The organism is Nocardia sp. CA-119907 (assembly GCF_050955995.1).
Taxonomy (GTDB): Bacteria; Actinomycetota; Actinomycetes; order Mycobacteriales; family Mycobacteriaceae; genus Nocardia.
Map to the genome: position 1 here is coordinate 7,506,751 of NZ_CP192091.1, position 21,293 is coordinate 7,528,043.

16 protein-coding genes are annotated in these 21,293 nt (G+C 62.5%); 12 read left to right on the forward strand and 4 right to left on the reverse strand.

Annotated elements, in window-relative coordinates; translation table 11 throughout:
- The first annotated feature begins 106 nt into the window (after positions 1–106).
- Positions 107–4,795, forward strand: a complete 4,689-nt coding sequence (gene mobF / locus ACQP2D_RS33650; protein WP_433679951.1) for a MobF family relaxase — start codon at positions 107–109, stop codon at positions 4,793–4,795.
- Positions 4,796–5,006: 211 nt separating this feature from the next.
- Here mobF and ACQP2D_RS33655 read toward each other — a convergent pair whose 3' ends face one another.
- Both ACQP2D_RS33655 and ACQP2D_RS33660 read right to left on the reverse strand, forming a co-directional pair.
- The gene (locus ACQP2D_RS33655; RefSeq protein ID WP_433679952.1) at positions 5,007–5,903 is read right to left on the reverse strand and encodes a phosphotransferase family protein; all 897 of its coding nucleotides are present in this window, start codon (positions 5,901–5,903) and stop codon (positions 5,007–5,009) included.
- On the reverse strand, positions 5,900–7,474 hold the full coding sequence (locus ACQP2D_RS33660) for a helix-turn-helix domain-containing protein (protein WP_433679953.1): 1,575 nt from the start codon (positions 7,472–7,474) through the stop codon (positions 5,900–5,902). Before ACQP2D_RS33660 ends, ACQP2D_RS33655 begins: the two co-directional genes overlap by 4 nt.
- A 382-nt stretch (positions 7,475–7,856) precedes the next feature.
- Here ACQP2D_RS33660 and ACQP2D_RS33665 point away from each other — a divergent pair, with 382 nt between their 5' ends.
- The 4 genes from ACQP2D_RS33665 to ACQP2D_RS33680 all read left to right on the forward strand — a co-directional run bounded on the left by ACQP2D_RS33665 (position 7,857) and on the right by ACQP2D_RS33680 (position 11,690).
- Positions 7,857–8,372: a hypothetical protein gene (locus ACQP2D_RS33665; protein WP_433679954.1), complete on the forward strand. Its 516-nt coding sequence runs from the start codon at positions 7,857–7,859 to the stop codon at positions 8,370–8,372.
- A 112-nt stretch (positions 8,373–8,484) separates the two neighbouring features.
- Positions 8,485–9,507, forward strand: a complete 1,023-nt coding sequence (rfbB, locus tag ACQP2D_RS33670; RefSeq protein ID WP_433679955.1) for a dTDP-glucose 4,6-dehydratase — start codon at positions 8,485–8,487, stop codon at positions 9,505–9,507.
- Positions 9,497–10,561: an ATP-grasp domain-containing protein gene (locus tag ACQP2D_RS33675; protein WP_433679956.1), complete on the forward strand. Its 1,065-nt coding sequence runs from the start codon at positions 9,497–9,499 to the stop codon at positions 10,559–10,561. The genes rfbB and ACQP2D_RS33675 overlap by 11 nt, the downstream gene beginning before the upstream one ends.
- 43 nt (positions 10,562–10,604) lie before the next feature.
- Positions 10,605–11,690: a DegT/DnrJ/EryC1/StrS family aminotransferase gene (locus ACQP2D_RS33680; RefSeq protein WP_433679957.1), complete on the forward strand. Its 1,086-nt coding sequence runs from the start codon at positions 10,605–10,607 to the stop codon at positions 11,688–11,690.
- On the opposite strand, the gene ACQP2D_RS33685 is transcribed toward ACQP2D_RS33680, so the two are convergent.
- Entirely contained in the window at positions 11,676–12,851 is a 1,176-nt protein-coding gene (locus ACQP2D_RS33685; protein WP_433679958.1) for a UDP-N-acetylglucosamine--N-acetylmuramyl-(pentapeptide) pyrophosphoryl-undecaprenol N-acetylglucosamine transferase, read from the reverse strand. The genes ACQP2D_RS33680 and ACQP2D_RS33685 overlap by 15 nt on opposite strands.
- Positions 12,852–13,663: 812 nt before the next feature.
- Between ACQP2D_RS33685 and ACQP2D_RS33690 the strand changes: the two genes are divergently transcribed.
- The gene (locus ACQP2D_RS33690; protein WP_433679959.1) at positions 13,664–14,413 is read left to right on the forward strand and encodes a hypothetical protein; all 750 of its coding nucleotides are present in this window, start codon (positions 13,664–13,666) and stop codon (positions 14,411–14,413) included.
- Positions 14,414–14,554: 141 nt separating this feature from the next.
- On the opposite strand, the gene ACQP2D_RS33695 is transcribed toward ACQP2D_RS33690, so the two are convergent.
- Positions 14,555–14,869 carry a hypothetical protein gene (locus ACQP2D_RS33695; RefSeq protein ID WP_433679960.1) on the reverse strand — a complete coding sequence of 105 codons (315 nt, stop codon included), beginning with the start codon at positions 14,867–14,869 and terminating at the stop codon, positions 14,555–14,557.
- A 1,249-nt stretch (positions 14,870–16,118) separates the two neighbouring features.
- Between ACQP2D_RS33695 and ACQP2D_RS33700 the strand changes: the two genes are divergently transcribed.
- The 6 genes from ACQP2D_RS33700 (at position 16,119) to ACQP2D_RS33725 (ending at position 21,189) form a co-directional block, all read left to right on the forward strand.
- Positions 16,119–16,382, forward strand: coding sequence for a helix-turn-helix domain-containing protein (locus tag ACQP2D_RS33700; protein ID WP_433685846.1), 264 nt, complete (start codon positions 16,119–16,121; stop codon positions 16,380–16,382).
- A gap of 226 nt (positions 16,383–16,608) precedes the next feature.
- Positions 16,609–17,823 (forward strand): tyrosine-type recombinase/integrase, encoded by a 1,215-nt coding sequence (locus tag ACQP2D_RS33705; protein ID WP_433679961.1) that lies wholly within the window; start codon positions 16,609–16,611, stop codon positions 17,821–17,823.
- Between the two features lie 147 nt (positions 17,824–17,970).
- Positions 17,971–19,272: an IS256 family transposase gene (locus ACQP2D_RS33710; RefSeq protein ID WP_433678047.1), complete on the forward strand. Its 1,302-nt coding sequence runs from the start codon at positions 17,971–17,973 to the stop codon at positions 19,270–19,272.
- A gap of 415 nt (positions 19,273–19,687) precedes the next feature.
- The gene (locus tag ACQP2D_RS33715) at positions 19,688–20,188 is read left to right on the forward strand and encodes a hypothetical protein (RefSeq protein WP_433679962.1); all 501 of its coding nucleotides are present in this window, start codon (positions 19,688–19,690) and stop codon (positions 20,186–20,188) included.
- A 99-nt stretch (positions 20,189–20,287) separates the two neighbouring features.
- On the forward strand, positions 20,288–20,779 hold the full coding sequence (locus tag ACQP2D_RS33720) for a helix-turn-helix transcriptional regulator (RefSeq protein WP_433679963.1): 492 nt from the start codon (positions 20,288–20,290) through the stop codon (positions 20,777–20,779).
- The gene (locus ACQP2D_RS33725) at positions 20,776–21,189 is read left to right on the forward strand and encodes a DUF6941 family protein (protein WP_433679964.1); all 414 of its coding nucleotides are present in this window, start codon (positions 20,776–20,778) and stop codon (positions 21,187–21,189) included. The genes ACQP2D_RS33720 and ACQP2D_RS33725 overlap by 4 nt, the downstream gene beginning before the upstream one ends.
- Positions 21,190–21,293 lie beyond the last annotated feature (104 nt).

The following is a 21,293-nucleotide window of genomic DNA, read 5'->3' on the forward strand; positions in this document are numbered from 1 at the left end:
CTCCACCATTGCGATTCGGTAACGACCAGGGGTTTGCTTGATTTGACGAAAAAATAGTCAAATCCAACCCCTGGCGTAAATGGCCGATCCGATGCTTGATGGATATATGACCGCGACGATTCATAAGGTCGCGGCAGGCAATGGGTATCAATATTATCTGCGCAATGTCGCCGCGAATGATGTGTCGGCTCGCGGCCGTTCCAGCCTCGCCGATTATTACACCGCTCACGGGGAAGCTCCGGGCCGCTGGCACGGCAAGGGCCTGGCCGCCTTGGGCCTGCAACCGGGTGAGGAAGTCACCGAAGAACAGATGAAATCCCTGTTCGGACTGGGCCGTCACCCGAACGCCGACGCGATCGAAGACGCGGTGTATGACGAGCAGATACGTCTCGGCGCCAAGCACAAGGATGCGGCACAAGCCGCCGATCGCGCGTCGCGTTTAGGCAACCAGTTTCGGGTTTATGCCGAGGTTTCCGAATTCCGTAAGCGGTGCACGGAGGCTTTCACGCGACACAATATAGAGCACGGATTCGACCCACATGAGGCTATTGATGATGACGAACGGGCACGGATTCGGACCCGTGTCGCGTTCGATATGTTCTGCGAACAGTACGGTCGCGCGCCCTTGAATGAGCGGGAATTGTCGGGGTGGGTGGCGAGAAACTCGCGCCCGAACACGGTCGCGGTCGCCGGTTTCGACATCACTTTCTCCCCGGTGAAGTCGGTGTCGGCGTTGTGGGCTGTCGCGCCACGGACGGTCGCGGAGAAGGTCGAGCTCGCGCATCAACGTGCGGTGCGCGACGCACTCGGCTGGCTCGAAGAGCACGCGGTGTTCACGCGGTTAGGTCGCAATGGTGTGCGCCAAGTCGATGTGGAGGGCATCGTGGCAGCTCAGTTCACGCACCGCGACAGCCGGGCCGGGGATCCGGACCTGCACACCCACGTGCTGATCGCCAACCGGGTCCGCACCCACGACGGCAAATGGCGCACTCTCGATGGGACCGCGATCTACAAGGCGGTGGTCACTGTCTCGGAGATCTACAACACCCGCCTGGAACACCACCTCGAAGATCTTGTGGGTGTCGAGTTCGCCGAACGCCCCACCACCGATCCGTCCAAGCGGCCGATCCGCGAAATCGTCGACATCCCCACACCGTTGATTCACGCATGGTCACGACGCGAAGCCGCGATCAAAGAACGCGTCGGAGACCTCGCCGCACGGTTCCAACACCGGTTCGACCGCGAACCGACCCCCATGGAAATGTACGCCCTGGCCCAGCAGGCCACCCTGGAAACCCGACCCGCCAAACACCATTTACGGTCACTGGCCGAGCAACGCAGCACCTGGCGCTCGCAAGCGATGGCCCTGCTCGGCGGCCGTGAAACACTCTCGTCGATGGTCGTCACGGCCTTGAATCCCGTACGGCAACAGCGTGTCGCGGTGACCGCCGGGTGGATCAACCACACGGCGCAGCGGGTCATCGAGGTGGTGTCCGAGCACCGCTCCACCTGGACTGCCACCAATCTGCGGGCCGAAATCGAACGCCAACTCCGCGGCCACATACGCAGCCAGGACTGGGGACAGGCCGCCGAAGCAGTCCTAGCCGAAACACTGTCACCTGAGCATGTGATCGCGCGCGCTGACCCCGATCTGACCGACGAACCCGAATTACACACGGTCCCAGACCTGTTGCGTCGCCGCGACGGCACCAGCGTCTACACCACGTTCGGTGCGCAGATCTACACCTCGGCACGGATGCTCTCGGTCGAACAGCAGCTGATCGAACTGTCGGTGCAGTCCGGCGCACGCCAACTCCCACCGGATCTCGTCACCGCGGCGGTGCACCGCTACAACACCCGGAATCCGGATCGGCCGCTCAATGCCGGGCAGATCAGCGTGATCGAGGGCTTCGCCTCCTCGAATCTGCGGATACGAACCACGAACGCGCCGGCGGGAACGGGCAAGACCACCGCGATGGCGGTGCTCACCGAGGCCTGGCACACCAGCGGCGGCCGGGCCCTCGGGTTGGCGCCGACCGCATCGGCGGCCGCGGAGTTGGGCAAAGCGATCGGCACCCGGGTGGAGACCGTCGACAAGGTCCTCGATGTCCTGGACCGCCACACCCCGCACCCGGACAACCTCGCGCTGGACCGTGAAGCGCCGCCGTCGCTGCCGCAATGGATCCTCGACATCGCCCCCGACACCTTGGTGATCGTCGACGAGCACGTCAAGATCGGCAACCTCAAACGCCTACGCCTGCTGCGATTCCTGCACGACCGCGGCGCCACGATCCGCTGCATCGGCGACCCACACCAGCTCGCATCGATCGAAGCCGGCGGCGCGGACACCGACATGGACGCCGCCGCACCCGAAGCAACCATGACACTCACCCACGTCGTACGCTTCGCCTCCAACGCCGAAGCCACCGCCAGTCTGCAACTACGCGACGCGGATCCAGCCGCACTGGGCTGGTATCTGGACAACGACCGCATCCACGCCGGGCACTCCGGAGCCACCCACGACGACGCCTACACCGCGTGGATCACCGACCACCTCGCCGGTCACGACACCATCATGCTCGCCGCCACCCACGACGTCGTCACCGAACTCAATGCCCGCGCATGCGCTGACCGCATCGCCCGCAACGGCGGCGTGATCGGTGCGGAAACTGTTCTCGCCGACGGTCTTCGCGCCTCGGTCGGGGACACGATCCGCACCCGCCGCAACAACCGACAACTCCGACTCGGTGACAACGATTGGGTCCGCAACGGCTACCGCTGGACCGTCACCGCCGTGCATTCGGACGGAAGTCTGACCGCGGAACATCTGCGGTCGGACAACGAACTCGGTCACAGCGTGCGGCTTCCCGCCGACTACGTGGCCATCAATGTGCGTCTCGGGTACGCGGCAACGATCGATTCCGCGCAAGGAATCACCGCCGATTCGTGTCATGTCGCGCTCACCGGAGGCGAGTCACGCCAACAGCTTTACGTCGCGCTCACCCGCGGAATCCACGCCAACCACGCCTACGTGCCGACCGCGTTGGACGGCAGTGAGGGCTCGTTTTGGAGTGAACCGACGGTGTTTCCGCGCACCGCTGTCGAGCTTTTACTGCGCATTTTCGGGCGCGATGGCGCACAGAAATCGGCGCACACCATGCTGCGCGACGCGCTCGATCCGCACCAGCGAATCGGTCGCGCACTCGATATCTACCTCGACGCGATCGGTGTCGCCGCCGAAAACACCCTCGGCACCGATGGACTCGAACGCCTCGACACCGCCGCGGAAGCGGTGCGCCGCAATCTCACCGACAGCCCCGCCTACCCCGTCCTGCGTCAACACTTGGCGATGATCGCGCTATCCGGGCGTGACCCGATCACCGCCCTGCACGCCGCCGCGAACGCCCGCGAACTCGACACCGCCGATGATGTTGCCGCCGTCCTGGACTGGCGTCTGGATCCCTCCGGCACGCACTCCACCATTGACGGACCCCTGCCATGGGTATCCGGGATACCCCGTGGGCTACGCACCGAACTCGACGCCACCCAACTCGCTGCCCGCGCACGCATTGTCGCCAACCTCGCCAGCCAAATCCGTGACGACATCCAGACCTGGACACCCGCGACCGCACCGCACTGGGCACGCCCACTCATCGGATCAAATACACGACTGCTCGCAGACCTCGCCGTGTGGCGGGCCTCCTTACACATCGACGACCACGATCCACGCCCGACCGGACCCGCCCGCTACACGCAGCTGGAACGCGAACACCAACGGCTGTTGGACGCCCGCGTGACCGACGCTCTCGGGGATATCCACTTGCCCGCCACCAAGTGGGCGCCGCTGATCACACGACTCGAATCCCGCATCCTCACCGACCCGTGGTGGCCGATCCTCGCCGACAAAATCGAAGTCGCCAACCGATCCGGAATCGACATCCAAGCCCGATTGACCCACGCCGCAGCACAACGGGCGTTGCCCGACGACATGCCCGCCGCGGCCCTGTGGTCACGCCTCGAGCTCGAACTCGTCGCCGCCGACACCGGCACCGGCACCGGCACCGGCACCGGCAACCTCACACCCGACTGGACCAACGAACTCCACCAGATCATCGGAGACGACACCGCGCACCGCGTCATCAACGACCCCGCCTGGCCACGCTTAGTCGCCGCGATCGACCGCGCCACCAGCACCGACTGGACACCAGCCGAACTCCTCACCACCGCACACGAACTCATCCTCACCGCCCAACCCGACCCCACCGCGAACCTCCACCCCGACCAGTACGCCGACGCCCTCGCCTGGCGCATCGACGCGCTCCTGCACGAATCCACCCACCCCTCCCCCGAGCCCGCCATGCACCCACCCGAACCCGAACCACACCACCCCTCGCACCCTGACAGCACCGCACAACCGCCACCACCCTCCGATAATCCCCTCGATGTAGCCGACCCCGTGCAGATGCTCACCGACGACCAACTCACCCAAGCCATCACCGACATCAGCCAGCGCATCTATCTCGCCGAGACCGAAGCCATCCTCTACGGACCCGCGCCGGGAACCGCATCCGCGGACACGACAGCAGTCGACACCACCACCTGGCTGCAGGACGAATTGGCCTACCTCAATGTCGAACAACAACGCCGCGCCCAACTCACACCCGAACAAGCCGACGCCGAAGACACCTTCCGGGCCGGCCACCAGAATGACAACGCCGCCGAAGATCTCCCGGAATACGAGCTCGACCCGGTCATCGATCCGCCCCTCGGCTACGACGAAGACTTCGGCTTGTAGAGACAAAGCACCGGCGGCATCGAATGCGACCGACCCACCCACGTCGCCCACCGACCGGACCTTGTGCATGTACGGTCATTGACTAGCTTCAGGTGATGGGTTGGTGTTCGTTGTGCAGCGGATGCTGGCTGCAAGTTGCCTCGGATCACCGCCAGCTTGCCCCTGCACCTACAAATCACCTGTAATGTGGACCGTCAGATTGCGAGCCTTCCTATGAAACTGCCTGCCAAATAGCTTCGCGGTCACCGATTTTCAGTGATTGAAGGCGATGGTTGAGTTCGACGGCGGCTGCGGACTTACTAGGTGCGAGACGGATGTAGGACCCAAGCGAATGCAATTCGGTGATGTCGCGCAGGAGCGTCCATTCTGGCCAGTCGAGGAGGTCGTAACCGTAGGCGGCCACGAATTCCCTGCGGTCATCCAGAGGCTGATGGAAATGATCGGGCAGCCCGGAGACCAGGTCGAGTTCACGAGGCCCGACACAGCATTGGTCCCAGTCGATCAATACCCACTGTCCGCTATCTCGGACCGCGTTCTCTGCATGTACATCGGCATGAATCAGACCTTCCCCCAACGGGAACCGAGTACGAGCGAACGCCGCAACCAGCATCTCGGCACGCTTCTGCAGCCACTCCCTATCCGGGGCGGCGAGTGCTGGCACCGGCCGCTCCTCTTCAAGTGCCAGCGCCTCGAAAAGTCTGCGCAGCGGCCGGTATCGCGGAACTGGAAACGGTGGCACAGGGAATGCATGAAGCCTCCGTACCACCGCGCCGAGGTCCGCCGGGCCGGGCTGATCGTCCGAGGGACGGTATGGCCAGAACGTTGCGATCGCATCGCCGATAGTTATCGGCTGGTGCCCTGATGCTGGAGTAAGCGCAACCGGTTCCTCGGCACCCGTGAGCCACCGAGTCACGGTCACCGCCGCTTCCGCTCGTTCTCTCCGGTAATTAGTGTTGGGTGCCAATCGGGCGACAAGCTCACAATCCGGAAGCATCCACACTGCATTCGACCGCTGATGCAGCAACTGCGCACCCCGGTCATCGACGCCGAATTCCTTGCAGGCCGCGCGCAGCGCCTCGCGCCCCGGCAAGGCGCTATCGGACCTCATACGGCAGATGTGAGAACAGCGCCGATATTGCTGCGCAGATCGGCGACATCATGGTCGCTGTCATACCCTGCCGCGATCGAATCCAGATCGCGAAGGCGGATATAGCACCGCTGTGACGACAACTCCGTTATCGCTGTGATCGCGTCGCGGCCGTATCGGGCAGCCGCACCGAAATCCCCAGCCTGTAGGCAGGCACCGGCGAGGGTGGGCAGTGCGACAGCACGGCTACGAGCATGTTCCATCGCGTGTCCACTCACCGCGATCGACAGGCGCCCGATCGCGGCCGACGCGTAGCGCGGTTGAGTCAGCGATAGCAGATACATCGAATGCCCCTGTTGCGCAGCGATTTCCGCTGGCGTCACAAACCACGCCCAAGGCGGCGTCCGGTCCGGGTTCGCCGAAGCGTACTGATCTTCGGACTGCCCAATCGCCCGTTCGGTCGCCGCGGCCTCATTCAGCGATGCCCAACACCAACCAAGCACCGCCGCAATGTATCCGGAGATAATCGTGCTGACCGGATGCTTCCGGTTGATCGCTGCCGATGAGGCGAGCTGCGTGAACTTCAATGCCTCCTGCGGTCGCCGCAAGTGCAGCGACTGGTGCGCCATATCCAGCAGGATGCTCACTGTCAGATCCGTACTGCGCGCGTGATCTTCCCCGCGGTGCGCGGTCTGCAGGGCGTATGTCCACAGCTTGCGTGCGGAATCGTGTTCTTCGATGTCATAGGCCAACCATCCAGCCATACTCGCCAGCTCGGCGGTAGCGATCCAGAGTCGCGTCCGGATGTCGGAGGAACATACCGCGCCCTCCAGAGCACGGACTTGATGCAACTGTGTAAGGGCGGCAGTGCGGCACAGTCCCCCACCGTGGGCCAGATCCCATCGGCGGAATCCATCGGTAATCGCCTCGATGGCGTCGATATCGGCGGATCCGATGTGCGGCTGTGTAACTGGCTCCAACCGCCCCGGGAGGAGACCCCCGAGCCGCTCGAGTTCCGGGTGAAGGTGCGAACCGAGCGCCGCCGCAGTTACCAAGGTGATGAAATCCCTGCGTTCCACCCAAGTCACCTCCTCACTGGCCAGATTACTCGGAGAGCCGCCGTAGAAGCCGAGGAGCGAACCCGGGATGCCGAGGGTTTCGGAAATTCGGGCAATGAGCTTGGCGCTGGTCAGGCGGCGGTCGCCGCGTTCAACTGCCGAAACCCGAGACTGGGACAGATCGATCAGCGCACCCAGCTGTAGCTGTGAAAGACCGGTTTGCTCGCGGATCATCGCGAACACTACGCCGAAGTCATGGTCGGCCAACGGTTTCCGGATAGCTGGATTGTCGAAGAAGTCGGCAGGCAGCAGACGTTTGAACCCGGCGGCATGGGCGCAGGACACACAGAGACCCCCGGCCTCGTTGCCCGGGATTGCTGCCCTACATGCGCGACAGAAGCGTCCCCCAATAACCATGTCCCACCCTTCAGCCGTACCAACCGCTGCCCGCACCAGCCTATGCGCCGAGTCCTTCCTACGTGCGGAAATGCTCTCTGTGCAGACCAGAGAGCATCGCGCGCGCCGAATAAGCAAGCCCCACTGGGACTAGGTCTACTGGGCGTTGGGATGACCGGAACCACATACGAGTCTGGAGTCAGCACCCCCGCGCTGGACCCGCTTCCTATCTCGGATAAGCCGGAAACGCGCCAGACGGGCACCAACTCCCCGTCCGGACTCGTCTGGCCCCAGCCCGGGGTGCTCCTGAACCCAACGCTTTGGAAGGCACGACATGCCGACATTGATGAGCGCGTATGACCGGTGGGAGTCAGAACATCGAGACTGCCTCGCCCAACCGACCGTGATGGACCCTCTCCGGGCACCGTTCGTGCTTTCCAAACATGCAGGACACGGACCGACGTGCAAGCAGTACATCGCCGCTCTTGGCTGTGTCTCCTCGATCCTCGGCTGATTCGGGATGGACGCGGAGACGTGGGGCGCGCTGTTCGGGATGCTGCTTTGCGCCGCCGGAGTTGTCACCGCAGCCCGCGTTCTCCCGGTCGGTGACAACCCGGAACCGATCGATAGCGATGAACCGCACGTCGAAAAGTTCACGATCCTTCAAGCACGCCTGGAGCAAGAAGTCAGTGCAGATAGCTCCCGCGGCTCGGAAATCGAAGTGAAGGAAAATACCATGCCGCCAAAGGCAATCGGACTGCTGCGCTTGGACGTCACCAACGATCGAAAGCGCGATGAAGCAGTGATCGGTCGCCTAGCGCACCAATTCGGCTACACGCTCGCCGGACTAGTCACCATCACACCGGACACCTACATGCCGACAACGCTGGTCGTTCACACCGTGTACAAGGTCGGAGCGGCAGCGATCGTGACACCGGATCTCGCACATTTCGCCGGTGCCGCACGTGCGGTCAGTCTGGCGTGCGATCTGGTGACACCAACCGGGACCACACCGCGCTCGAACAGAGGCCCGTGATCCCTTGGCATGAAGCCGAACCGGCCGACATCCAGGCCCCAGGACGATGGTTCATCTCCGCCCAAATTCGCTTGAAAAACATTGATACACAACGACTCCCGATGGTGGAAACATGGACAATGTTCTGGTCACCGGCGGAGCGGGATTCATCGGATCGCGCTTCGTCAAACGACTACTGGCCTCCGACGACACCGACCATGTGACCGTCCTGGACGCACTCACCTATGCCGGTCACCGCAGCAACCTCGGCGCAGCGATGTTGTCCGACCGACTGACGCTGGTGGTGGGCAATATCCTTGACACGAGACTTATCGACGATCTCGTTGCAGAACACACGACGATCGTCCACTTGGCCGCGGAGTCACATGTCGACCGCTCCTTTTTCCAGGGCGGCCACTTCCTGAGCACCAACGTACTCGGCACGCACATCTTGCTCGACGCCGCGAGACGATCGAACATCCACAAGTTCGTACATGTTTCGACCGACGAGGTCTACGGCCCACTGCTAACCGGATCGGCATCGGAGGACTATCCACTGCGCCCAACGGTTCCCTACGCGTCGTCGAAAGCGGCGTCGGACCTGGTGGCCTTGTCGTACTGGCGGACCTACGGCGTGCCGGTATGTATCACCCGCAGCAGCAACAACTTCGGCCCCGCCCAACACCCCGAAAAAATCATCCCCGCATTCATCACCACCCTACTGAAGGGCGGGAAAGTCACCCTGCACGGCGACGGCGGCCACGTGCGCAACTGGCTCTGGGTCGAGGACAACTGTCAAGGCCTGGAATTGGTGCTGCGACACGGCCACCCCGGTGAGGTCTACAACATCGGTGGCGGCACCGATCTGACGAACAAACAACTCACCAACCTGATCCTGAACCAGCTTGGCGCGGACTGGGACCAAGTGCAATATGTCGCCGATCGCCCCTCCAACGACCGCCGCTACTCGATGACCTGGGACAAGATCGCGAGCCTCGGTTATCGGCCTGCACAGGATTTCGACGACGCACTCGCTGAAACCGTGCATTGGTACCGCGACCATTCCGATCGGTGGGCGCCACAGCTACGCAACCCCGACGCACCCGTAGCGGCGATCCAACTCGATACCCCTCAGGTGACCAACCATGCCCATTGATCGAATGGCCGCATCGCGCCGCGTACTCGTGACCGGGGTCGGAGGTCAACCAGGTTTCGACCTCGCTCGACGACTCCAACAACATGGCTGCACGGTCATCGGCACCGACGCCGACCCCGCCGCGAACGGATTACTACTGCCCGGCCTGATCGCCAGCCAATCCCTTCCAGTCACGCACCCGCACTACGGCATCGAACTTCTGAAGCTGTGCGACGACCTGCGACCTAATGCGCTGCTTTCCGCCGTCGAGTCCGAACTGCCGCAGTTGCTCGCGATGCGCGCGACGCTGAACCAGATCGGTGTCCGGACCTGGCTACCGCCGCAACACGCGATCAACGCCTGCCTGGACAAGGCCGAGTTCTATACGGTGCTGACCGAGTACGGAATCCCAACTCCGCGCACCTGGTTACCCCAACAGATCGCCGCCATCCCCGACAACTGCCCATTGGTCGTCAAACCCCGCCACGGTCAGGGCTCCCAGAACGTGATGTACTGCCGGACCTGGCAGCAGGCACTGATCTTGTGCGAGCTGGTACCCGAACCGATCATCCAGGCCCGCGTCGACGGCCGCGAGTTCACAGCCGACTGTCTGGTCGACAACAGCGGGCGCGCATCGGTGATCCTGCGATACCGGCTACTCACCAAGGGCGGACTTTCCATGGTAGCCAGCACATTCCACGATCCAGAAGTAGCCGGCGGTGTTGCCGAGGCATTGGCCGCAGTCGGCGCCGTCGGGTTGTGTTGTGTACAGGGCTTCGTTCGCGACGGCCACGAACAGCGCGTCGTTCTAACCGAGTTGAACGCACGCGCCGCCGGTGGATTCCTGCTCGCCGAAGCCGCAGGAGCCGACTTGATCGGACAAACTCTTGCCGGGCTATGGGGCGGACCGGTCGCGCACGACCGATTGCGGTATCGACCGGACGTCTGTTTGACCAAATACGTCGAAACACTCGCCGTCTCGGAAGACGAGAGCGCGACTGGTAACTCGGCGACAAGATCGAATTCCATAGCGTCCCAGCAGTTTACGGGAAGAGCATCTGATGCCCGCATATGAGAGAAACGCGTCAGCGTGGTTGCAAGGACCTGAGTACGCGGCCGTGGCCGAGGCAATGCGGATCGGACAATGGGGCCACAACACCGCTACCGAGGCATTCGAAGACGAACTCGCCACATTCCTCGACGTTCCCGATGTGGTCGCGGTCAGCTCATGCACCGCTGCGCTACATATAGGACTGCTTCTGGCCGGTGTCGGGCCAGGGAACGAGGTGATCGTTCCCTCGCAAACCTTCTGCGCCACAGTCCAAGCCATTTTGATGACGGGCGCGCAACCGAGGTTCATCGATATCAACGCCAACACACTCGCTGTGGACAGTGCCGCCGTGCAAGCAGCGATCACGCCAAACACTGGCGCGGTCATACCGGTGCTCTACGGCGGTCGCGCAATAGATCTCACGGAGATCAAATCCGAATTGGATCGAAGAGGAATCGCAGTCGTCGAAGACGCCGCGCATGCGTTCGGATCCCGGCTCGGCGACAAGCGGGTCGGCGCGACCGGCATGCTGACCTGCTTCAGCTTCGGCCCGATCAAGAACCTCACGTGCGGCGAAGGTGGAGCACTGATCCCGCGCAACCCCGCCGAGGCTGACACGGCACGAGCGCTGCGCCTGCTCGGCGTCACCCAGTCCCAAGCGACACGGATCCGAACCACCTCATATCACGTAGACAGTGCCGGATGGCGCTATCACCTCTCGGCTGTGCACGCCGCGATCGGTCGCGTCCAACTCGCAGGTTTCGCCAGTATCGAAACAACCCGGCAGCGCCTCTGGCGTGCTTACGCCCGCGAATTAGCGGACCTGGAACGCGTCGCGCTCATCGACCTCGATATCGAGCACACTGTCCCGTTCAACTGCGTTGTGCGCGTACTCGCGGACCGCGACAAAGTATTCGAGACCTTACGCAACCGAGGCATCGGGGTCGGGGTGCACTACCCGCCCAACCACACCCAACCAGCATTCCGGCAGTGGCACCGCCCGCTACCGGTCACCGAGACAACGGCCCGGCAGATAGTCAGCCTGCCCTTTCACCCAGCCATGACCGAGCACGACATAACCCACGTCGTATCGGAACTACGGACAGCCCTTACCGACTCCCGAAGCAATTCCATCCCGTCATCCCGCCGCTGACAACACAACCCGCGCAAGACAATCCGCAGCATCAGGCCGGCCACACAACCGAGCCTGCTGCGCGACGGAACTACGACGCTCAGGATCAGCCAGCAGCGGCTCGAGAGCGGCGCGAAGGCTTTCAGCAGACACCTCACCCAGCAACGCCACCGCTGCCCCCTGCCCGGCGAGCACACGCGCGTTGTGCGCCTGCTCCCCACCAGCAGAGGACGCCAGCGGAATCAGCACCGCAGCCTTACCCAGCGCGGTAACTTCAGCGATCGTGCCCGCCCCGCTGCGGGAGATCACCACATCCGCCAACGCCAGCACATCGGGCAACTCCGCACCGACGAACTCGGTAAGCCAATACCGGTCCACCACATCAGGATCCAGACCGCTCGCGTTCTCCCGCAGCCCTGCGATACCGGACTTCCCGCACTGATGAATGACGTTTGCACGCACGAGAAGCCACGGCAGCAGCTCCCGCACCACGGTGTTGATCTGCACTGCGCCCTGCGCGCCGCCGGTAACGTACACCGTCGGCAACGCAGGATCGAACCCGGCCAAACCGAGCCCGGCGAGCGCCTTATCTCGTTGGCCCGCAAAGATTTCCGGACGAACCGGATTGCCCGTGACCACCGTCCGCGTCGACCTCGGGAGCAACGCAACGCTCGATTCCGAACTGAGCGCCACCACATCCGCGACTCTGGCCAACACCCTATTAGCCAACCCCACCCGGGTCGTCTGCTCATGAATCACCAACGGCCGACGCCGCAACCACGCGGCCAACCCGACCGGCACAGCAACATAGCCGCCAGTCGCAAGCACCACATCCGGCGCGAACCGACCCACCGCCCGCCAAGCCTGCCCGACACCGACCGGCACCCGGCACATGTCGGACAGGTTCGCACGCGAGATCATCTTCAGCGGATTGCGATCCCGACGGATCTTGCCAGTAGCCACCACAGCGAACGCAATGTCGTTGTCGGCGGCGACCCGCGCTTCAAGGCTGTCGGCCTTCCCGATCCACAAGACCTCCAGCTCGATGCCCCGGACTGTCAACTGGTCACGCAGGGTATTGACCGTCGTCAACGCCGGGAAGGTGTGCCCGCCCGTGCCACCACCAGCAACTATCAAACGGATAACCGCCCGCTCAGTGGCAAACGGAACTGCGTTTGTCATGCCAGGAAGCCTAGTGGGGCTAGGACGAAAGACCGACCGAAGAAAGACCCGGACTCGTCCATACCACGATAGAAACCCACCAGCCCTACACATTTCAGAGATCGATCCGACGACAGTAGTCAGTCACTGCCGACACGCTCAAACCAGGTGACATCGAGGGTTATCTGATCGGCAGGTGCAGTTAAGGCGCGAAGCGAGCCGCCAGCCTAAAGGTTGATGGGTCAAGTTGGCCCGTGTAGAGTTCTGGCACCCCTCAGGGGCACACCCTGCAGGGGTCCAACTTCAGCTTGATCATCACCCATTAGGAGTGTGAGACGGTACCGAGTTAGCTCGTTGCGTGCGGCTTGGGTCTGGTGCGCCGTTCGACTCGGTGCACGGTGCCGTAGCGGTGTGCAGCGTTCTTGCGTCAATCGTGGTAATCCCCTTCCTGGAAACGAAAATCAGCGGCGTCATGAACCGACTGTCCAGCAGCAAGGAGACCCCGAAAGGAGGCAGCATGATCGATAAATCATGGACCGCCGCGAAGAACGTCTTCTACGGTATTGCAGGGGCCCTGGTCCAGACCAGACGTAACGAGCTTCGAAGGGCTAGCAGGTAGTTCGGGCTATCTGGCTGAAAAGCGGAAGGTCGCCGGTTCGATCCCCGCCCTGGCCACCAAATCCCTCGGCATATCACCTGGTCGGGAGGATTTTTGGTTTCATACCCTGCGTGGGCATCGGCTCATCGTTGACCGCTATTGGCCGCCGCGAACAGGGGCTAAGTGCGCGTGGGGTGCACGCGCGTTAAACGAAAATTGGTGAGGAGATGCGGCCATGACGAGCCATCAACACGACTTGTTCTTTACAGGCCTCATCCATCCACGGGCCGGCTACTGGCATCTCGATCGCCCGGTCAAGATGACCGAGGGTGACCGCACGATTGAGGTCTTTTTTCGGGACTCAGCGTTCAACGTGCGCGTCACCTTCAGCGACAACCACCAGCTCGGGCATGGCGAGGAAGACGATGCCGTCTGGATCAACCCAATCTGGTATGAGGTAGAGGCAGCGGTGCGGGCAGTACTTGACTCGTTGGGGTTCGTCCTAGCGGCACCACTGGAACTGGAGATGACAACCGGACGGGCCGACACAAATGCCATCGTCGGCGGGCTGTCCTCGATGCCGGCATTCGCCCGCGTTCAGGGCAATCGTGTCGATCCCGATACTCTCGGCAAATATTTGGCTGCTGTGAACGGGAATGCCAACGTACGCCACGCACTCGCTGATATGCGGATGGCGCTTCGGCTAACGATCGACACAGCCTTCTACTGCTTCCGAGCGATCGAGTGCCTGAGACAAGAGTTTGTCCGTGCTGAGGACAGAGACAAAACGGCACCGTCGTGGGAACGCATGCATGCCGCCCTGGGTACTTCCAAGGCGGCGATGGAGCCTTTGACACAACTAGCGACAGCACGGCGACATGGCGAGAGCCAGCCACTTTCCCACGGCGAACGCGTGACCTGGCTGCGTTGGACCCGCGACGTCATCGGCCGTTATATCGAGGATTACTACCCAAAGCACCAATGAACGGAGACCCTTTCCCTGTCTGCTGTCGTCGCTGAGCGAGCTCCTAGCAATAGGAGGTGCCGCCAAGTGCGGAGGAGACCATCATCTCTAGGCGGCCATAAGTTCGCTGTCGGCCGGTAGTGCCTGGTCAGCCGAGCCGGATCATTCGCCATTGCTGGAGAGTGAACCGTGATTGCGGTTGTCTGCGTATGCGTCACCCTGATCGTTCTTGTTGGCCTCGGCGTCGCGATGCTCGTCGTCTACCTTCGGACGGCTCTCCGTATGCTCCGTGATCATGGACTCGATGGGCTGCAAGCGATCACCGACTTTATGAAAGTCCTTCCCAGCCCAGCGTTGTGGATGCCTACCACCACGATCTCCATTGCGGCAGAACAGCACTCCGGAGACGAAGAACAAGGTAACGACTGCGGATAGATTGTCTATCCGCCCCTGACTATTCCTCCCCACCTTCCTCATACTGGCCGCCCTCAGCGGAAGGCGAGCGTGTCAAGGGATGACGTAGGCACCGCGTAGCGGACACCGTAGGTGGTCCTTGACTCGTTCGGCTGGAGCGAGACGATTGGGCCATAAGGAAGGCGGAGAGTGCCAAGGCCGGTTGAGGCCGCCTCGGGAAGTGCGAGCGGTTGGTGAGGCTGGATCGGTCGGACCGGACCACAGCCAGTCGACTAGGCGTGAACTCGACGGGCCGAAGTCGACTGCGGGAGGCCGAGTCGGGCAGGGCCGTCTCGTGCCCGGCACTGCAAGGCTATTGCAGACGTGGGCGATTCAGAAACTGGGCGGCTCGGCCTGGAGGGTTGCCGTCGACGCGCCGACGGGCGGCGCCCTTTCCGCCGCGTTGCGCGTCGCGACGGCGGCGGCGCTCTGCGCCGCCGCTCTTGGCCCATTCGGCAAGAGCACGACGCACACGACACTCATCGCATCGTGGGCGCAGCACTGCCTGTCTGTCGGCTGTCGCCCAGTCCCCACGAACAGCACTGGGTCGACGCCGCTCAGCATGCAGCATTCGCGCGCGAATCCGCGGCCGGTGGCGTAGATCTGGGATTTGGGGTTTCATGGACTTTGGGGATGAATCTGCGGACCGGCTCAGAAATGAGTTATGCATGTATTCGTTCCGCAATGGTCTGCCCAGCGCCGCTCGGCCGCCATTCATCGCCGCAGCCCCACGCGCACAGCTTGGCACTGGCTCGTGCCGAAGGCTTGACTCCCCTGTGTGCTCGCGAGAACAGCCCAGCCCGAGGCGCTCTCAGGTTCAGACCGCCGCCGGCCTGGCGACAAGCATGTCGAGGGCCAACTGGGACATGGTGTTTCATTCGGGAAAGATGGTGAACGGCGACCAGGTCTGGCTCGCTGCCGGCTATGTTGCCGAACGGCTGAGGGTTCCGACGACTGTCCGATCTTGCTGGACCCGAATGACCGTGGTACCAAGGAAATTAGCTTCTCAGGACGTCTTTCAGCACAAGCTGCCGCAGACACGTGCGCGGCGGACACCTGAGAAGGAGGGAACTCCGTTGAGGCGGACTCCCAATCATCATCACCGCGGCCTCGGGCGCACGGTTCTCGCCCCGACGCCTGCCATCATTCCTCGTCCGAGACAAGCTGACTCACGACGCCTGCTCGCTGCCATCTCTGTCCCGACTGCCGTCGGCCTGTCCGACACGAGACAGAGATTCAGTTTCCTCGAGGGGCTCCGTTGAACTCCGATGACGTGTGGCTCAGCACGGACGAACTAGCCGCACGGCTCAAGATTCCGGCGAAGACGCTCGCGGTCTGGGCTTCTGCTGGGCGGGGGCCCAGATATGCGCGTATTGGGCGATATCGACGTTATCGGTTGAGCGATCTGCTCGCGTGGGAGCAGGAACAACTCGACAAGAGTGGACGGTCCGATCCCGATGCGTCGACCGATCGCGCACAGCACTCTCGACGTCGGCCACCGACGAAGGACGACCGCAGCCACCGCCGGGACCGGTAACCGCAGCCAATCGCTGTAGCTATCTTTCGGCAATCAATCAGCCCTTGTCTGCACTACTGAGATCTAGCAGTTTGTGCGGTGGCTCAACCATCGAAACCGGACAGGCTCGATCACACACTCGGCGCACTCGCACGCTTCGCAAACTCCTCGCGCACACACCGAAGCCAGTGGTCCCGATCGAGGCCACCGCCGCCTCACCACCACTCCACCGCAGGAAGGACAAACGTTGCCCAGGCAATCGCTTCCGATCGGCACCTACGGCCGGATCACCTCCAAGCGGCAGCCGAACGGAAGCTGGCGTGCAACCACACGCTACCGAGACGACGACGGCATCACCCGCACCGCGCACAAATTCGGCCCCACTAAAGGCCGAGCCGAAGACACCCTCCGTGAGTCCCTGACCCAGCGCACCGCAGCCCGGGGACGACTGATCACGCGGGACACGAAACTTACCGAGCTGGCCGACCTGTGGCTGGCGGAAAAGATTCTGCAAGAAGGCATTACCGAGCAGACGCTGGACCTGTACCGGCGGGAGATCGAGGTTTCCACCGACCACCGGGCGAGCGAGAGAACCGTCAAAATCAAATCAGCGCTCGGCGGCCTACGCCTGTGGGAGGCCACCACTTCCCGCATCGACGCGCATCTGAAGCGGATCGTGCTCGACGGTCACCGGGAGAAAGCGCGGCGCCAGCGGGTCATCCTGTCGGAGATGATGAGCATGGCCGTCCGCCATGACGCCATAGACCGCAACCCGGTCCGCGAGGTCGCGGACCTACCTCGCAAGCGCCAGAAGCCGCGTGCAGCCGACATAGAGACCCTCACAGAGCTGCGCGCGCAACTGAAGGCGTGGGTGGCGGGAAAGCCATTCGATGGCGCGCCCGCCTACACCCACGGCCCCAAACGCAACCCGCGGGTCCTCGACGTCGCCGACATCGAACTCGGAACCGGCCCACGCCCCGGCGAAGCACTCGCGTTGCGCTGGGCCGATGTCGACCTCGACAACACACCGGCGCGAATCACCTTCTCCGGCACAATCATCAGAATCAAAGGCAAAGGACTTATCCGCCAGGAATGGACCAAGAGCGACTCGGGCTATCGCACTGTGGTCCTGCCCGAGTTCGTCGTCGACACCCTCCGGCGACTCAAAGCCGAAGCGGTCGACAATGACCTGGACTTGGTCTTCCCCAACCGCGACGGCGGCATCTGGGACCCGCACAACTTCAACCGGCTGTGGCGCCAAGCCCGCGGCGAGAAGTTCGCCTGGGTCACGCCCAAGACCTTCCGCAAGACCGTCGCGTCCCTCATCGCCGACCAGTACGGCCCGCAGGCCGCAGCACAGCAACTCGGCCACGCCAACGACTCGGTCACCAAGCGTCACTACATCGACCAACCGACCGAAGCACCCGACTTCACGGCGGCCCTGGGACGCATCGCGGGCTGAAAGCGTGTCGTTTCCGTGTCGTTCGACCCCCGAAACGGACAAAACCAGGGTCGAACTGGTACGTTCGCCCTGGTCACAGCTCCCCCATCTGGACTCGAAGGGACTGTAAATACAACGGTGTAACTCCCAATTAAGGAGTGGCACTTGATGTCTGATGTGGTGGCGGCCGATGTGGTCGATACTGCTGCGGTGGCGAAGCGTAAGGACGCGAAGGCCTCGGCGGTGGATGCCGAGTTGGTCGGTCAGTTGGTGGCGTCGGCTCGGGCCAACGGTCTGCAGTTGACTGGTGAGGGTGGGCTGCTGGCGCAGCTGACGAAGATGGTGGTCGAGTCGGCCCTCGACGGTGAGATCACCGATCATCTGGGCTATGACCACGGCGACCCGGCTGGACGTGGAACACCGAACTCTCGCAATGGAACTCGCTCGAAAACGGTGGTCACCGACGTTGGTCCAGTCGAGATCGACGTCCCTCGTGACCGGGATGCCAGCTTCGAGCCGCAGATCGTGCGTAAACGCCAGCGCCGGTTGAACGGTGTGGAGAACATGGTGCTGTCGTTGTCGGCAAAAGGGCTCACGCATGGGGAGATCTCGGCGCACCTGCGGGAGGTCTATGGCGCCGAGGTCTCCAAGCAGACGATCTCGGTAATCACCGACAAGGTGCTCGACGGGATGGCCGAATGGCAGAACCGTCCCCTGGATGCGGTGTATCCGGTGATCTTCCTCGATGCGATCCATGTGAAGATCCGCGACGGCAAGGTCGCCAACCGACCCATCTACGTTGCGTTGGCGGTCACGGTCGATGGCACCCGTGACATCCTCGGGTTGTGGGCCGGAGACGGTGGTGAGGGCGCGAAGTTTTGGCTGCAGATCCTCACCGAGCTGCGTAATCGTGGTGCCGGAGATGTGTGCATGCTCGTCTGCGACGGCCTCAAAGGCTTGCCCGAGGCCATCGAGCAGGTCTGGCCGGCCGCAGTCGTGCAGACCTGCGTGGTGCATCTGCTGCGGGCCTCGTTCCGCTACGCGGCCCGCCAGCACTGGGACGCCATCGCCAAAGCGTTGAAACCGATCTACACCGCCCCCACCGAATCCGCGGCGTTGGAACGGTTCTACGAGTTCAGCGAGACCTGGGGCACGAAATACCCGGCCATCGTGAAACTGTGGGAGAACTCCTGGTCGGAGTTCGTGCCGTTCCTGGCCTTCGACACCGAGATCCGCCGAGTCGTGTGCTCGACCAACGCCATCGAAAGCGTCAACGCCCGCATCCGCCGCGCCGTGCGCGCTCGCGGCCACTTCCCCAACGAGCAAGCCGCCCTGAAATGCGTCTACCTGGCGATCATGGCCCTCGACCCCACCGGCGCCGGACAGAAACGCTGGGTCACCCGATGGAAAGCAGCGTTGAACGCCTTCGACATCACCTTCGACGGACGCCTGTCCGCTGGACGAAAGTAACCAAATCAAACCGAGTTACACCGTTCACTGGACAGACCCGACTCGAACCAGAAACCTGCCGACTAGCAGAATGGTGGGCTACCACAGGCGACTCGAGACAAGCCTGGACTACGTCAAAGCGGTTGTTGCTCAAGGGGTTACATGCACGACGAACTGTCTTGAGCAACCCGGGACAACTGCACGCAACCACGACGGCGCGCCACATAATGGAGACTTCCTGGCGAGTAGTTCGATTCCGATGAAGCGCGCGAGGGAAATTCACCACACTGCCAGGCGTGGGCGCGGCCAGTGGTCGTGGCGATTGGGTGCGGGTGGTGTTTGATCACCGCGTGATGGAGGGACTACCACTCGCTACCATTGGTCGCCATACAGTCGACCGTTCGGATTTCCGAGCCGAGAGGGCGATCGACAATGCATGATCAGTCTGGCGAGTATTGGGCGGCAGCAGCCAGTTTCGGAAGATTGGGGCTCGATGGGGCGGCAGGACAGCCAGTCGAAGGCGTGCGGGGGAGGGTGTAGCTGGGTCGAGCTGCAACCCTTCCAGCTTGAGATGGCTCGACTTGATGAGACTGAGCCGGTCGCGGCGGGCTATTACCGGCGGCTGATGAAGCGAGCAGAGGGTGCTGGGCTCGGCGAGGAGGAATACGATGCGCCAATGGGCCTGAGGCTTCCACGCAAGAACAAGCCGTGGATCGCCGAGTTCAAGACCGTTGACTCAGCAGACAAGCTAGACATACGCCTGTACTGGGGCGAGGCTCCCATCGATCAGGTATCCCTGGTCGCGTGCCTGATTGGGTCCAAGCGGCGACGATCCGCGGCGGATCTTGTGCGGCAGAACAGCCACATCACCAAGGCTATGGATGCGCTCCAACGATGGTGTAACAAGGAAGGGCATACCTGTCGCAAGCTGCGATGACGTTGCTACAGTTGCGGCACATGCAACTAATGAGAGGCTGGGGGCATGAGGGTTCGAGGACGAAAAAGCGCGCAGGCCGCCGGTAACAGGCTTGCCAGAGTGACCGCTGGGCGCAACAAAGCCACCATGCGCAAGCTGGCCGACGCGCTCGCTGACCAGGAGTTCCGACTCAAGGACAAGCTTGTCGAAGCGCGGAAAGCCGCAGACCTTGAGCAGGTCGATATCGCCCAGATGATAGGCGTCGACAAGAGCACAATTTCGCGATTCGAGCGACTGGACTCCAACCCGACACTCTCCATGATCCGGAACTACGCCTACGCGGTTGGATGCCTCGTCAAGCACGATGTTGTGCCGTTTCCTGAGCCGCAGCCTGACGAGCGAATGACCCACCTGATGCGGCTACTCAACGAAGTAGTATTCAACCCTCCCATTCCTATCGCGGCGTCCGTTCCGGTGCATATTGCGGTTCACCGCGGCATTGGGTTTGAGGTCTCCGCCATTTCCGAACCGTCACCTATTCAATTGCGCCGTGCAGACTTCAGTGGCTCCGGAGGACTTAGGGTGCTTCATATGACAGGAATCAGTCAATGAATTTCAGCGTGCTGATGCTGGCAGACCACGCGACGGTCGCTGACGGTTTACTGTACGTCAACGGGGGCTGTTTGAATAACATTGCTCGCCCTGCGTTTCCCGCTCCTCTTGGGGCAATGCTCGCGGCGGCCATCACTGTCCCTGCCGAATCTATCAATAAGCCAATAAATTTCACGCTATCAATGCACGCCGTCAATGGCGAGGAATCAATCTTCCGAATCGATGCCGAGATTGTCGCGGGCCTGAAAGAAGGCGTGGAGCGGTTGCCGTACGGGAATGCCTTCGTTGTAGATCTCCGCCCCGCGCCAGTTCCTGCACCTGGAAGTTATGTGGTGGAGGCCCGCGTCGGCGAAATCGCTCAGCACGTATACTTCACCGCCATTGAGCTCCAGTCAGAGGACAAGGCATAGCTCTGCGCGTCAATGCTTGACGCTCGTACCTCTGCTGCAGCGGATGTTGGGCTGCGGATAGCCGATCCATTCCGGCACCTACTCCCCCTGCTTCCTCATACTGG

Coding starts and splice junctions, on each gene's coding strand:
- mobF (WP_433679951.1), top strand. CDS start 107: ATGACCGCGACGATTCATAAGGTCGCGGCAGGCAATGGGTATCAATAT.
- ACQP2D_RS33655 (WP_433679952.1), bottom strand. CDS start 5,903: ATGAGGTCCGATAGCGCCTTGCCGGGGCGCGAGGCGCTGCGCGCGGCC.
- ACQP2D_RS33665 (WP_433679954.1), top strand. CDS start 7,857: ATGGACGCGGAGACGTGGGGCGCGCTGTTCGGGATGCTGCTTTGCGCC.
- rfbB (WP_433679955.1), top strand. CDS start 8,485: ATGGACAATGTTCTGGTCACCGGCGGAGCGGGATTCATCGGATCGCGC.
- ACQP2D_RS33675 (WP_433679956.1), top strand. CDS start 9,497: ATGCCCATTGATCGAATGGCCGCATCGCGCCGCGTACTCGTGACCGGG.
- ACQP2D_RS33685 (WP_433679958.1), bottom strand. CDS start 12,851: ATGACAAACGCAGTTCCGTTTGCCACTGAGCGGGCGGTTATCCGTTTG.
- ACQP2D_RS33690 (WP_433679959.1), top strand. CDS start 13,664: ATGACGAGCCATCAACACGACTTGTTCTTTACAGGCCTCATCCATCCA.
- ACQP2D_RS33695 (WP_433679960.1), bottom strand. CDS start 14,869: ATGAGGAAGGTGGGGAGGAATAGTCAGGGGCGGATAGACAATCTATCC.
- ACQP2D_RS33710 (WP_433678047.1), top strand. CDS start 17,971: ATGTCTGATGTGGTGGCGGCCGATGTGGTCGATACTGCTGCGGTGGCG.
- ACQP2D_RS33715 (WP_433679962.1), top strand. CDS start 19,688: ATGATCAGTCTGGCGAGTATTGGGCGGCAGCAGCCAGTTTCGGAAGAT.
- ACQP2D_RS33725 (WP_433679964.1), top strand. CDS start 20,776: ATGAATTTCAGCGTGCTGATGCTGGCAGACCACGCGACGGTCGCTGAC.